Annotated in this window: 11 protein-coding genes and 1 pseudogene; 3 read left to right on the forward strand and 9 right to left on the reverse strand. The window is 69.8% G+C overall.

The window, feature by feature from the left end:
* Positions 1-10: 10 nt before the first annotated feature.
* Positions 11-922 (reverse strand): LysR family transcriptional regulator, encoded by a 912-nt coding sequence (locus YS110_07450; GenBank protein UJB64592.1) that lies wholly within the window; start codon positions 920-922, stop codon positions 11-13.
* Between the two features lie 67 nt (positions 923-989).
* Between YS110_07450 and YS110_07455 the strand changes: the two are divergent.
* Positions 990-2,459 (forward strand): annotated as a pseudogene (locus YS110_07455) (MFS transporter).
* A gap of 57 nt (positions 2,460-2,516) precedes the next feature.
* Here the strand turns inward: YS110_07455 and YS110_07460 are convergent.
* The 4 genes from YS110_07460 to YS110_07475 all read right to left on the reverse strand — a co-directional run bounded on the left by YS110_07460 (position 2,517) and on the right by YS110_07475 (position 7,281).
* Positions 2,517-4,082 carry a malonyl-CoA synthase gene (locus YS110_07460; GenBank protein ID UJB64593.1) on the reverse strand — a complete coding sequence of 522 codons (1,566 nt, stop codon included), beginning with the start codon at positions 4,080-4,082 and terminating at the stop codon, positions 2,517-2,519.
* A 21-nt stretch (positions 4,083-4,103) separates the two neighbouring features.
* Entirely contained in the window at positions 4,104-4,916 is an 813-nt protein-coding gene (locus YS110_07465) for an enoyl-CoA hydratase/isomerase family protein (protein ID UJB64594.1), read from the reverse strand.
* A gap of 39 nt (positions 4,917-4,955) precedes the next feature.
* Positions 4,956-6,404, reverse strand: a complete 1,449-nt coding sequence (locus YS110_07470; GenBank protein ID UJB64595.1) for a malonyl-CoA decarboxylase — start codon at positions 6,402-6,404, stop codon at positions 4,956-4,958.
* A gap of 61 nt (positions 6,405-6,465) precedes the next feature.
* Positions 6,466-7,281: a prolipoprotein diacylglyceryl transferase gene (locus YS110_07475; protein ID UJB64596.1), complete on the reverse strand. Its 816-nt coding sequence runs from the start codon at positions 7,279-7,281 to the stop codon at positions 6,466-6,468.
* Positions 7,282-7,476: 195 nt separating this feature from the next.
* On the opposite strand from YS110_07475, the gene bfr reads away from it, so the two are divergent.
* Positions 7,477-7,956, forward strand: coding sequence for a bacterioferritin (bfr, locus tag YS110_07480; protein UJB64597.1), 480 nt, complete (start codon positions 7,477-7,479; stop codon positions 7,954-7,956).
* A 91-nt stretch (positions 7,957-8,047) separates the two neighbouring features.
* Here the strand turns inward: bfr and YS110_07485 are convergent, their stop codons facing one another.
* From YS110_07485 to YS110_07495, 3 genes are all read right to left on the reverse strand, one after another.
* The gene (locus YS110_07485) at positions 8,048-8,557 is read right to left on the reverse strand and encodes an NAD(P)H-dependent oxidoreductase (protein UJB64598.1); all 510 of its coding nucleotides are present in this window, start codon (positions 8,555-8,557) and stop codon (positions 8,048-8,050) included.
* A gap of 56 nt (positions 8,558-8,613) precedes the next feature.
* Positions 8,614-10,470 carry a dihydroxy-acid dehydratase gene (ilvD, locus tag YS110_07490; protein ID UJB64599.1) on the reverse strand — a complete coding sequence of 619 codons (1,857 nt, stop codon included), beginning with the start codon at positions 10,468-10,470 and terminating at the stop codon, positions 8,614-8,616.
* Positions 10,471-10,667: 197 nt separating this feature from the next.
* The gene (locus tag YS110_07495; GenBank protein UJB64600.1) at positions 10,668-10,910 is read right to left on the reverse strand and encodes a TIGR04438 family Trp-rich protein; all 243 of its coding nucleotides are present in this window, start codon (positions 10,908-10,910) and stop codon (positions 10,668-10,670) included.
* A gap of 106 nt (positions 10,911-11,016) precedes the next feature.
* On the opposite strand from YS110_07495, the gene YS110_07500 reads away from it, so the two are divergent.
* A complete protein-coding gene (locus tag YS110_07500) occupies positions 11,017-11,319 on the forward strand; it encodes a c-type cytochrome (GenBank protein ID UJB64601.1) in 303 nt (100 codons plus the stop codon).
* Between the two features lie 130 nt (positions 11,320-11,449).
* On the opposite strand, the gene acs is transcribed toward YS110_07500, so the two are convergent.
* A complete protein-coding gene (acs, locus tag YS110_07505; protein ID UJB64602.1) occupies positions 11,450-13,447 on the reverse strand; it encodes an acetate--CoA ligase in 1,998 nt (665 codons plus the stop codon).
* Between the last annotated feature and the right edge of the window lie 96 nt (positions 13,448-13,543).

A 13,543-nucleotide genomic window follows, 5' to 3' on the forward strand; every position in this document is an offset into this window, starting at 1 on the left:
GGGCGCGGCGCTAGCCGCCGCCCTGGCTACGCTCTTCCATCACCGCCAGCAGCGTTTCGCGCAGCCAGCGGTGCGCCGGGTCGGCGTCCTGGCGCGGGTGCCAGGCCAGCCGCAGCGGCACGGCGGGCAAGGACAGCGGCAGCGCGAAGACGTGCAGCCCCAAGGCAGCGCCCATGGCGCGCGCGGTGCGCTCCGGCACGCAGGCCACGAGGTCCAGGCGGGCGCAGGTCAGCAGCGCCGCGACGGCGCTGGGCACCACCAGGGCGACATGGCGGCGCAGGCCGCGCGCCGCCAGCGCCGCGTCCACGGCCAGTTCCTCGCCCGGCAGCGTCGCCACTTCCACATGGCGCGCGGCGGCCAGGCGCTGCGCCGTCACCCGCCCGCGTGCCAGCGCATGGCCGGCCGCCACCACGCCCAGCAGGTTGCGGCTGGAGAGCGGGTGCACCACCAGCTCCGGGTCCTGCCGGTGCCCCGCGCCCAGGTCCAGGTCGATGCGGCCCTCGCGCAGGCCCGCCGGGTCGTGGTGGTTCTCGGGCAGGACCTGCAGGCTGGACAGCGGCATGCGCTGCGCCATTTGCATGGAGAGCCCCACGCCATAGCCCACCAGCACGCCCTCGGTTGCCCGGACCACGAAGCGCCGCTGCACGGCGGAAAAGTCATCGGGGTCGGCGTGCGCGCGCAGCGCATCGGCCTGCGCCAGCAACTGCCGCACCGGCTCGGCCAGCGCCAGCGCGCGCGGCGTGGCCACCAGCCGGCGGCCGGCACGCACCAGCAGCGGGTCGCCGAACACCTCGCGCAGGCGCGCCAGCGTGTGGCTCATGGCGGGCGTGCTCAGGTGCATGCGCTCGGCCGCCGCCGTCACGCTGCCGGTGGCCAGCAGCGCATCGAGCGCGCGCAGCAGGTTGAGGTCGTAGTGTTTCATCTGGTGCAAGTATTCCTTCCAAACATTGCACTGTACGGACGAATCGGCATCTTCGACACTGCCGGGCATGGCCGCCATTCCTCCCGCTCCCCCCTCGTCCCGCCAGCCGCTGCTGGCCTTCGCCATGCTGGCCCTGATGCTGGTGCTGGCCGCGCTGGACCAGACCATCCTGTCCACCGCCCTGCCCGCCATCGCCCACGACCTGCCGGACACGGCATCGGGTGATGTACCGCTGGCCTGGGTGTTCTCGGCCTACCTGCTGGCCGCCACGGTGGTGGTGGCGCTCTACGGCCGCCTGGCCGACGTGTGGGGCCGCAAGCCCATGCTGCTGCTGGCGATCGCGCTGTTCCTGCTCGGCTCGCTGGCCTGCGGCGCCAGCCACAGCCGCGCGCAGCTCGTGCTGGCGCGCGCGCTGCAGGGCGCGGGCGGCGGCGGGCTGATGACGCTGACCATGCTGACCGTGGCCACGCTGTTCCCGCTGGCGCGGCGCGGACGCTTCCAGGCGCTGCTGGGCGCGAGCTACGGCATCGCCACCATGTTCGGCCCGCTGCTGGGCGGCTGGCTGGTGGAATACCTGTCGTGGCACTGGGCGTTCTGGATCAACGCGCCCCTGGCCCTGCTGGCCTGGGGCGTGCTGGCGCGCACGCTGCCGCCGCCCGAGCGCCACCCCGCCCCCATCGACTGGTGGGGCGCCGCCGCCCTGGCCGTGGCGCTGGTGGCCGCGTTGCTGGCCACGCAGCACGGCAAGCTGCGGCTGCCCGCCGCGCTCACCCTGGGCGTGCTGCTGCTCATCGCCGCCAAGGCGGCCGCCGCCTTCGTCTGGCGGCAGTTGCGCGCCGCGCACCCGCTGGTGCCGCCGCGCCTGTTCAGCCACCCGGCCTAAGTGGCCGCCGCCGCCATCGGGCTGTGCTCGGGCGTGGCGATGTATGCGGCCGTGGTGTTCGTGCCGCAGTACCTGCAGACCATGCTGCACCTGTCGCCCACGGCGTCGGCGTGGCGGCTGCTGCCGCTGATGGCGGGCATCACCTGCGCGGCCATCGCCAGCGGCAGGCTGCTGCGTGCGCAGATGCCCGCGCGCCGCCTGGCGGGCGTGGGCAGCGCGCTGCTGGCGCTGTCGTTCGCGGCGCTGGGCGCGGTGCTGGCATGGGCGCCCGACGCGGCCGCGCTGCTCTCGGCCAGCCTGCTGCCGGCGGGCCTGGGGCTGGGGCTGCTGTTCCCCATCGTCACCGTGGTGTCGCAGCGCACCGCGCCGCCGCAGCTCATGGGCATCGCCACGGCCACGCCGGTAATGCTGCGCAGCCTGGGCGGCAGCGCGGGCGTGGCGCTGATGGCCGCGCTGCTGGCGCACCGCATGACGGATGAGCTGGCCCCGCTGCGGGCACTGGCCGCGGGCGGCGGCGCCGGAGTGCAGGAGGCCGTGCGCACGGCCATGGCGCACGGGCTGCAGGCGGTGTTTGCCTGTGCCGCCGGGGCAGCGCTGCTGGCCCTGCTGGCGAGCCGCTGGCTGGCGCCGCGGCGCACGGACCAGCCGGTTTGATGCCAAAACGGCCTCCAGCGCTTATCCAGAAAGCGCTGGAAGCTATTAAATCAATAGCTAAACAAACAGGCCCTTGTGCTGCTCGCGCAGCAGGTTCTTCTGCACCTTGCCCATGGTGTTGCGCGGCAGTTCGGGCACCACGTAGCACTGCTTGGGCACCTTGAAGTGGGCGACCTGCCCCTTGAGCTGGGCGAGGATGGCGCTGCCGTCGAGCTGCGCGCCGGGCCTGGCGGTGACCAGGGCCACGCCCACCTCGCCGAAGTCGGGGTGCGGCACGCCGACCACGGCGCTTTCATCGACGCCCGGCAGCTCGTTGATGAAACCCTCGACCTCGGCCGGATAGACGTTGTAGCCGCCGCTGATGATGAGGTCCTTGCTGCGCCCGACGATGCTGACGTAGCCGCGCGCGTCCTGCTGGCCGACGTCGCCGGTCTTGAACCACCGATCCCCCTGTTCATCCTGCGTGAACTCCTCGGCGGTTTTCTCCGGCATGCGCCAGTAGCCGTGGAACACGTTGGGGCCGCGCACCTGGATGTTGCCGATGGCGCCCGCCGCCACGGGCTGGCCCTGGTCGTCCACGATGCGCAGGCCCACGCCCGGCAGGGGAAAGCCGACGGTGCCGCCGCGCCGCGCATCCTGCCCGCCGTGGCGCGCGTCGGCGGTGTACGGGTTGGAGGTGAGCATGATGGTTTCGCTCATGCCGTAGCGCTCCAGGATGGTGTGGCCGGTGCGCTCCTGCCAGGCGCGGAAGGTTTCGATGAGCAGTGGCGCCGAGCCGGAGATGAACAGGCGCATGGCGCGCGCCGCCTCGCGCGTGAGCGCGGCCTCGCCAAGCATGCGCACGTACAGCGTGGGCACGCCCATGAACACGGTGGCGCGCGGCATGGCGGCGATCACGGCGCGCGGGTCGAATTTGCCCAGCCAGAGCATCTTGCTGCCGCCCAGCAGCGCCGCGTGGATGGCGACGAACAGCCCATGCACGTGGAAGATGGGCAGCGCGTGGATGAGCACGTCATCCGCGCGCCAGCCCCAGTAGTCCTTGAGCACCCGCGCGTTGCTCAGCAGGTTGCCGTGCGTGAGCATGGCGCCCTTGCTGCGGCCGGTGGTGCCGCTGGTGTAGAGGATGGCGGCCAGGTCGTCTGCCTGGCGCGGCACGGGCGGGTGCGTGTCGCCATGGTGCGCGGCGCGCTCCAGCAGGCTGCCGCTGCGGTCGTCGCCGAGCGTGAAGACGTGCCGCGTGCCGGCGGTGAAGGCGATTTTCGACACCCAGCCGAAGTTGCCGGGCGTGCACACCACCACGGCGGGCTCGGCGTTGCCGATGAAGTATTCGATCTCGGCGCTCTGGTAGGCGGTGTTCAGCGGCAGGAAGACGTAGCCTGCGCGCAGCGTGGCCAGGTACAGCAGCATGGCCTCGACCGACTTTTCCACCTGCACGGCGATGCGGCTGCCCTCGGGCAGTTGCAGCGACGCGAGCAGGTTGGCGATGCGGGCGCTGGCCTGGTCCAGGTCGCGCCAGGTGTAGTGCAGCGGCTCGCCGCCGGGGCCCGTGGCCTCGACGGCGGTCTGGCCGAGGTCGGCGGGAAACGCGGCGCGCAAGGCGCTGAACAGGTTGCAGGACTCCATGCGCATCACTCCAGAAAAAGGTCAGAAAACCGGGGGCCGCTTGGCAAGAAAAGCGCCGATGCCCTCCCGGTGCTCGGCGCTGTCGGCATAGGCGTAGGGGTCGGCGGCGCCGTTCACTATGTTTTCAATAGCTGGCAGCGCTTGCCCTGCTTGGGCTGCAGGCGTTTTCAATGCCCGAAGCGTCTGTTTGTTCAGGCGCGCCGCGCCGGGCGCCAGGGCGGCGATGCGCTGCGCGCTGGCCTGCGCCTCGGCCTGCAGCGCCTCGGGCGCCGCCACGCGGCTGAGAAAGCCCTGCGCCAGCAGGTCGGCCGCGCCGAAGGTGGCGGCCTCCAGCAGCATCTGCCGCGCGATGGTTTCGCCCACGGCACCGGCGACGAGCTGCGCCTCGCGCGGCGCCATGGGAAAGCCGAGCTTGGCGATGGGTGCGCCGAAGCGCGCATTGGCGGCGGCGATGCGGATGTCGCAGCAGCTCGCGATCTCCACCCCCGCGCCCATGCAGGCGCCGGCGATGCGCGCGACGATGGGCACGTCGCACGCCAGCATGGCCGCGAGGCCGCCCCACACGTCGTTCTCGTGGAAGTCACGCAGCAGCGCGGCATCGAAGCGGAACGCCGGGTACTCGGAGATATCGCCCCCGGCGCAGAAGGCCTCGCCCTCGCCCTCGATGAGCACGCAGCGCGCGCCAGCGCTGCGCTGGATGCCCTCGAACACCGCGCGCAGCTGGCGCCACATCGGGCGCGACATGGCGTTGAGCCGCCCCGCGTTGCGCAGCACCACGCGCACCACGCCGGGCTGCGCGCCCCCCTCTTCCACCGCAATCACTTCACCTGCCATGGCTTGCCTTGTTGCCTTTTTTCTTGCCTGCGGCGCCGCTCAGTCGAGCAGCAGCGCGCTGATTTCCTTCGATACCGGAACCTGCCCCTGCGCCAGCTGGGTGCGGTGCTTGTCCAGCCGCTTGAGGTCGTAGAGGTAGTTGACCATGAGGCCGAACGACTGCTTGAGCCCCTTGGAGGACGGGTCGCCCGCCCAGTTGAGCCGCTCCACGCGCGCGCCGTTGCCCAGGTGGAAGCGCGCCACCGGGTCGAGCGGCTTGCCCTCGTGCAGCGCCCGGCCCAGGTAGTGCGCGGCGCAGTGCAGCAGCACCTGGCGCACGGGCGACCTGGCGTCGAGCGCCTGGGCCTTGTCCGCGGCATCCACCGCGCTGGCGAGCTGCGCCGCCTGCGGCGCGTCGGACTGCAGCGCCCGGCCCAGCTCGGCGCGCAGCTTGTCCGGGAGCTGCTGCAGCAGCGTGCCGGCGTTCTTGCCCAGCCAGGCGCGAAAGCCCGGAATCGGCGACAGCGTGGCGAAGGTGCGCAGGCGCGGAAACTCCGCCTGCAGCGTCTCCACCACCTGCTTGATGAGCGAGTTGCCGAAGCTCACGCCGCGCAGCCCCGTCTGCGTGTTGCTGATGGAATAGAAGATGGCCGTGGTGGCCTTGCCCAGGTCAGCGGGCGCGGCCTGTTCGTCGAGCAGCGGAGTGATGCTGCCGCAGAGGTGCTCCACCAGCGCCACCTCGACGAAGATCAGCGGCTCGTTCGGCAGGCGCGGGTGGAAGAAGCCGTAGCAGCGCCGGTCGCTGTCCAGGCGGTTCTTCAGGTCGGCCCAGGAGCGGATGTCGTGCACCGCCTCGTACCTGATGAGCTTTTCCAGCAGCGAGGCGGGGGAATCCCACGACAGGCGGCGCAGCTCCAGGAAGGCCACGTCGAACCAGGTGGAGAAAAGCTGCTCCAGCTCGGCGTCGAGCGCCAGCAGGCGCTTGTCGCCGCGCAGCAGCGGCAGCAGCTCGGCGCGCAGGTCCACCAGGAAACGCATGCCCCCGGCCGGCACGGCGAAGCGCTGCAGCAGCCGTGTGCGCGGCGACACCAGCGCGCGGCGCAGGCCGATCTCGGCCTGGCCCTCGTCGGCCGTGCCCGCCGCCGCCTCGTAGTGCTGGCGCGCGTGCTTCACGCGCTCGGCGTCGGGCGTGAACTGCTCGCACATCAGCAGCCACAGGTCGCGCCGCTGCGCCGGGGTGGCCTGGGCATGCCAGTCGATCACCGTCTGCGCGCTGCGCCCGCCCTCCAGCTCGCTCACCTGGGGCGCAGCCACGGCCTGCAGGTCGGCCAGCAGGCGGCGCAACTGGCGCGGGGGCAGCGCCTCGTCGGCGCGGCGCAGCGTGGCGGCCAGGCGCTCGTGGGTGCTGCGCGGCGCGGGCGCGGGTTCGGGCGCGGCGGCGCCCTGCTCCTTGGCGGCGGAGCGCAGGCGCGACACGTTGCGCGCGATCCAGGCGGAAGGGTTCTTCATGAATGCTTCTATATCAATAGCTGCCCGCGCTTGCTGCAAGCGGGCTGGAGGCGATTTTTGATCAAATCCTGGCCGGCTGGCGCTGCGCCCACAGCCACAGCGCCGCGCCGCAGGCGATCATGGGCAGGCACAGCCACTGGCCCATGCTCATGCCCAGCGACAGCAGGCCCAGGAAGCTGTCGGGCTCGCGGAAATACTCGGCCGTGAAGCGCAGCGCGCCATAGCCCACGAGGAACGCCGCCGCCACCTGGCCCGGGCGCCGCTCGCGCCGCGCGTACAGCCACAGCAGCACGAACAGCAAGAGTCCTTCGAGCAGGAACTGGTACACCTGCGAGGGGTGGCGCGGCAGCATCGAGCCGCTTTGCGGAAACACCATGCCCCAGGGCAGGTCCGGCGGCGCGAAACGGCCCCACAGCTCGCCGTTGATGAAGTTGCCCACGCGCCCCGCCGCCAGTCCGGTGGGCACGCAGGGCGCGACGAAATCGGCCACCTGCAGCCACGGGCGCTGGCGCGAGCGCGCGAACCACAGCAGCGCGGCCACGACGCCCAGCAGCCCGCCGTGAAAGCTCATGCCGCCCTGCCACACGGCGAACACCTCCAGCGGGTGGGCGAGGTAGTAGCCGGGCTTGTAGAACAGGCAGTAGCCCAGACGCCCGCCCACGATCACGCCCAGCACGCCGAGGAACAGGATGTCCTCCACGTCGCGGCGCGACCACGCCTGCGGCCCGCGCAGCGAGGCGAACGGTTCGTGCCGCAGCCGCAGCACGCCCAGGAGCATGAACAGGCCGAAGGCCACCAGGTAGGTGATGCCGTACCAGTGCACAGCCAGCGGGCCAATCTGTAGGGCGATGGGGTCGATCTGCGGGTACATCAGCATGGCAGGGATTGTGCCGCAGGGCGCCCACGGCACGGAGCAGCACAGAGCAGCACGGCGGGGCCCGCACCGATGCGAATGCACCTGCGTACAGCCTGCATCCAGAGCGCATGCGCACGGGTATAGGCCGCCCCGCTTTGATCTGCGGCGCCATGCGCGAGATACTCAAGGCTTCGCCACCCTACAGAGAACAACACCATGCAAGGCCATCCCGCTGTCATCGACTGCCTGAAAGACCTGCTGCGCGGCGAGCTGACCGCGCGCGACCAGTACTTCATCCACTCGCGCCAGTACGAGGACCAGGGCCTGACGCGCCTGTACGAGCGCATGGGCCATGAGATGGAGGAAGAGACCCAGCATGCCGACGCCATCCTGCGCCGCATCCTGATGCTGGGCGGCAAGCCCGACATGCGCCCCCAGCCCTTCACCCCGGGCGAAACGGCGCAGGAGATGCTGCAGCTGGACCTGCAGACCGAGTACGGCGTGCGCCAGCACCTGCAGGACGCCATCGCCCTGTGCGAGCGCCACAGCGACTACGTGAGCCGCGACCTGCTGCTGGCCCAGTTGCGCGACACCGAGGAAGACCACGCCTACTGGCTGGAAAAGCAGTTGGGCCTGATCGAGAAGATCGGCCTGCAGAACTACCTGCAGACGCAGGCGGGCGGCACGCCCGGCTGAGCATGAAAAACGGCTCCAGCGCTTGTCCAGAAAGCGCTGGCAGCTCATCTTTCAAGAGCAAACCGCGCCATGGCAGCGCGGTTTTTTTCTTTCAGAAGATGCCCATCTCCAGCCCTGTCGCCAGCGCCTCGCCCAGCGCGCGGCAATCCGCCAGCGCTTCCGGCGCCAGGGTCTTGGGCGCGAGGATGGCCTCGGGCGTCTGCGCGCCGGTGCAGACGATGAGCGGCGCAGCCGCCGCCTTGAGGCGCCAGCCGGTGGCGATGCGCTCCATCTGGCGCACGGCGTTGCGGCCATCGCTGCCCGCGCAGACCAGCAGGGCGAAGGCGCGGCCGTTGATGCGGTCGAGCACGCCGTAGTAGCTGCGGTCGAAAAAGTCCTTCATCACGCCGCTGACGGCGGCCAGGTTCTCGGGGCAGGCGAACACGTAGGCATCGGCGGCCAGCAGGTCGGCCGGCCCGGCATCGGCGGCGGGCAGCAGCCGCACCGCCACCGCCGCGCCGCAGCCCCGCGCGCCGGCCTGCAGCGCCTCGGCCATCTGGCGCGTGCCGCCGGTGCGCGAGTGGTAGACGATCAGCAGTGTCTTGGCCATGCAAGCCTCCATGAAAAAAGCCGCCCCGGCCTGGGCGCGGGAGCGGCTCGCGGTGAATGCGCGGCGGATCAGTCGAGCAGCGACAGGTCGCGCACCGCGCCCTTGTCGGCGCTGGTCACCAGCTTGGCATAGGCCTTGAGCGCGGCCGATACCTTGCGCGGGCGCGGCTGCGCCGGCTTCCAGCCCAGGGCGTCCTGCTCGGCGCGGCGCTGGGCGAGTTCTTCGCTGCTCACCAGCACGTCGATGCTGCGGTTCGGGATGTCGATGCGGATGCGGTCGCCATTGCGCACCAGGCCGATGGCGCCGCCGGCCGCCGCCTCGGGCGAGCAGTGGCCGATGGACAGGCCCGAGGTGCCGCCCGAGAAGCGCCCGTCCGTCAGCAGCGCGCAGGCCTTGCCCAGGCCCTTGGACTTGATGTAGCTGGTGGGGTAGAGCATCTCCTGCATGCCGGGGCCGCCCTTGGGGCCTTCGTAGCGCACGATGACCACGTCGCCAGCCTTGACCTTGTCGGCCAGGATGTTGGCCACCGCCTCGTCCTGCGATTCGGTCACGTGGGCCGTGCCCTCGAACACCAGGATGGATTCGTCCACCCCGGCGGTCTTGACCACGCAGCCGTCCAGGGCGATGTTGCCCGTGAGCACGGCCAGGCCGCCTTCCTTGCTGAAGGCGTGTTCGTAGGAACGGATGCAGCCGGCTGCGCGGTCCAGGTCCAGGCTGGGCCAGCGGCGGGACTGGCTGAACGCCACCTGCGTGGGAACGCCGCCCGGGCCGGCCATGTAGAAGGTGCGCACGGCTTCGTCCTGCGTGCGCGCGATGTCCCACTGGTCCAGCGCTTCGCCCAGGGTCTTGGCGTGCACCGTGGGCACGTCGGTGTGCAGCTTGCCGGCACGGTCGAGCTCGCCCAGGATGGCCATGATGCCGCCGGCGCGGTGCACGTCCTCGATGTGGTACTTGTCGGTGTTCGGCGCCACCTTGCACAGCTGCGGCACGCTGCGCGAGAGGCGGTCGATGTCGGCCATGCCGAACGCGATGCCCGCCTCCTGCGCGATGGCCAGCAGGTGCAGGATGGTGTTGGTCGAGCCGCCCATGGCGATGTCCAGCGTCATGGCGTTCTCGAACGCCTTGAAGCCCACGGCGCGCGGCAGGATGGAGGCATCGTCCTGCTCGTAGTACTGGCGCGCCAGCTCGACGATGCGCTGTCCGGCGCGCTTGAAGAGCTGCTCGCGGTCGGCGTGCGTGGCCACCACGGTGCCGTTGCCGGGCAGCGACAGGCCGAGCGCCTCGGTCAGGCAGTTCATGGAGTTGGCGGTGAACATGCCCGAGCAGGAGCCGCAGGTGGGGCAGGCCGAGCGCTCGACCTCGACCATGTCGGCCTCGCTCACCGCGTCGTCCACGGCCATGACCATGGCGTCCACCAGGTCGAGCTTCTTGAACTGCAGCGTGGCCTGGCCGGGCACGGCGAGCTGGGCCTTGCCCGCTTCCATGGGGCCGCCGGAGACGAAGATCACCGGGATGTCCAGGCGCATCGCGGCCATGAGCATGCCGGGGGTGATCTTGTCGCAGTTGGAGATGCACACCATGGCGTCGGCGCAGTGCGCGTTGACCATGTATTCCACGCTGTCGGCGATCACGTCGCGGCTGGGCAGCGAGTACAGCATGCCGTCATGGCCCATGGCAATGCCGTCGTCCACGGCGATGGTGTTGAACTCCTTGGCCACGCCGCCCGCGGCCTCGATCTCGCGCGCGACGAGCTGGCCCAGGTCTTTCAGGTGCACGTGGCCGGGCACGAACTGGGTGAAGGAGTTGACCACCGCGATGATGGGTTTGCTGAAATCCTGGTCCTTCATGCCGGTGGCACGCCACAGGGCGCGCGCACCAGCCATGTTGCGGCCAGCGGTGGAGGTTTTGGAGCGGTAGGCAGGCATCGTGGATGGAGGGAAAGAATGTCTCGAAGGGTTCCGGCCCTTGCGCTTCGGGGCCGCCGGGCGCCGCGGCGCAGGCTTCTTGGGCCCCGCCTTGCTGGATCGCGCTGTTTTGATTATGTCGCAGCCCCAATGCCCTGGTGGCGCGCAAAAAAAGCCCGGGGACCACAGGGCCCGGGCTGGCAGGGAGAGAGCGTGCGTCAGCGCGGCCGGCGCGAGCCCATGCCCATCGCTTCCTTGTGCTTGTTCACGCGCGCCTGCTTGCGGCGCTCGATCTTCTCGACTTCCTTGCGCTTGGTGTAGCCAGAGGCGTCGGCCCAGGCCCACCACGCCGCAGTCAGGCCGTAGGGGGCCAGTACCCACCACCAGGACCAGTTGGCCACCGGGCCAATTTCGAGATACTTGAGCAGTGTCAGAACAAGCGCCAGCCCTAGCATGTACATATCTGCCTCCGTAGGCGGAAGATGGTAATTCCGTAGCGCCAAGGTCAACCAGGGCCACTACAATTTCGTTCAAACTAATGTACCCCAACCACAGAGAAAGACCACGATGAACCGTACTCTGATCACTCTCGCCATGGCACTGTCGGTGGCCGCTCCGGCGATGGCCGACGAAGCCCTGGCCAAGTCCAAGAACTGCATGGCCTGCCACGCTGTCGACAAAAAGCTGGTCGGCCCCGCCTACAAGGACGTCGCCAAGAAGTACGCCGGCCAGAAGGACGCCGAGGCCACCCTGGTCACCCACGTGATGAAGGGCAGCAAGGGCGTGTGGGGCCCGGTTCCCATGCCCCCGAACAACGTGACCGAAGCCGAAGCCAAGAAGCTGGTGGCTTGGGTGCTGTCGCTCAAGTAATTCCGGGCGGCTCCACCAGAAACCGCGGCGTGCAAGCGCTGCGGTTTTTTGTTTTCCGCACCGCCGAAAACAGAAAAAGCCCGCGTCGCGGGCTTTTTCCATGGTAGCTGCGCCGGGGCTGGCGCGTGCGTCAGTTGGTCTTGGCCAGCTGGTCCAGGATGGTCGGATTTTCCAGCGTGCTGGTGTCCTGGGTGATCGCCTCGCCCTTGGCCAGCGAGCGCAGCAAGCGGCGCATGATCTTGCCGCTGCGCGTCTTGGGCAGGTTCTCGCCGAAGCGGATGTCCTTGGGCTTGGCGATCGGGCCGATTTCCTTGGCGACCCAGTTGCGCAGCTCGTTGGCCAGCTGCTTGGCCTCCTCGCCCGTGGGCACGGGACGCTTGAGCACCACGAAGGCCACGATGGCCTCGCCGGTCAGGTCGTCGGGGCGGCCCACCACGGCGGCCTCGGCCACCAGGTCGGTCTTGGCCACCAGGGCGGACTCGATCTCCATCGTGCCCATGCGGTGGCCCGAGACGTTGAGCACGTCGTCGATGCGGCCGGTGATGCGGAAGTAGCCGCGGTCCTCGCTGCGCACGGCGCCGTCGCCAGCCAGGTAAATGGTGCCGCCCATTTCCTCGGGGAAGTAGCTCTTCTTGAAGCGCTCGGGGTCGCCCCAGATGGTGCGGATCATCGACGGCCACGGGCGCTTGATGACCAGCATGCCGCCCGCGCCGTTGGGGATGTCCTTGCCCGTCTCATCGACGATGGCGGCCTGGATGCCCGGCAGCGGCAGCGTGCACGAGCCCGGCACCAATGGCGTGGCGCCCGGCAGCGGGGTGATGACGTGGCCGCCGTTCTCGGTCTGCCAGAAGGTGTCCACGATGGGGCAGCGCTCGCCACCCACGTTGCGGTAGTACCACATCCAGGCTTCGGGGTTGATGGGCTCGCCCACGCTGCCCAGCACGCGCAGGCTGGTCAGGTTCCAGTTCTTCGGGTGCACCTTCTCGTCGGAGTCGGCCGCCTTGATGAGCGAACGGATGGCCGTGGGCGCAGTGTAGAAGATCGAGACCTTGTGGCGCTCGATCATTTCCCAGAAGCGGCCGGCGTGCGGGAAGGTCGGCACGCCCTCGAACACCACCTGCGTCGCGCCCGCGGCCAGCGGGCCGTAGGCCACGTAGGTGTGGCCGGTGATCCAGCCGATGTCGGCGGTGCACCAGAACACGTCGCTCGGCTGCAGGTCGAAGGTCCACAGCATGGTCTGGCGCGCCCACAGCGTATAGCCGCCGGTGGAGTGCTGCACGCCCTTGGGCTTGCCGGTGGAGCCGCTGGTGTAGAGGATGAACAGCGGGTGCTCGGCGCCCACGGGCACGGGGGCGCACTCGGTGGCCTGGCCCGCCAGGGCTTCGGCAAAGCTGATGTCGCGGCCGGCGACGCGGTTCCACGCAGTGGCCGTGCGCTCGTACACCAGCACGGTCTTCACGCTGTCGCAGCCGCCCATGGCCAGGGCTTCGTCGATGATGGACTTGAGCGGCAGCTCCTTGCCGCCGCGCAACTGGTAATTGGCGGTGACGACGGCGACAGCGCCAGCGTCGATGATGCGCTCGTGCACGGCCTTGGCCGAGAAGCCGCCGAACACCACGCTGTGCGTGGCGCCGATGCGCGCGCACGCCTGCATGGCCACCACGCCCTCGATGGTCATGGGCATGTAGATCAGCACGCGGTCGCCCTTTTGCACGCCGCGCGCCTTGAGCGCATTGGCGAACTGGCTCACACGGGCGAGCAGTTCCTTGTAGGTGACCTGCGTGACGGTGCCGTCGTCGGCCTCGAAAATGATGGCCGTCTTGTTCTCGACCGGCGTGCCGATGTGGCGGTCCAGGCAGTTGGCGCTGGCGTTCAGTTCGCCGTCGGCGAACCATTGGTAGAACGGGGCGTTCGATTCGTCCAGCGTCTGCGTGAACGGCCGGGTCCACTGCAGGTTCTCGCGCGCCAGGCGCGCCCAGAAGCCCTCGAAGTCTTTCGCGGCTTCGGCGCACAGGGCCTCGTAAGCCTGCATGCCGGCAATGCGGGCATTCTTCACCGTGTCCTCGGACGGCGGGAAGACGCGGTTTTCCACCAGGACGGATTCGATCGCGGATGTGGGCTCACTCATGGTGTTGTCTCCTAGGTTTGATGAAATTCGGCCATTACTTTGGGCGGCCGCACTTACAAGCCACTGACTGGCGCGAAACTTACGGGGAGCCCGGCA

The organism is Acidovorax sp. YS12 (assembly GCA_021496925.1).
In the GTDB taxonomy this organism is placed as follows: domain Bacteria; phylum Pseudomonadota; class Gammaproteobacteria; order Burkholderiales; family Burkholderiaceae_C; genus Paenacidovorax.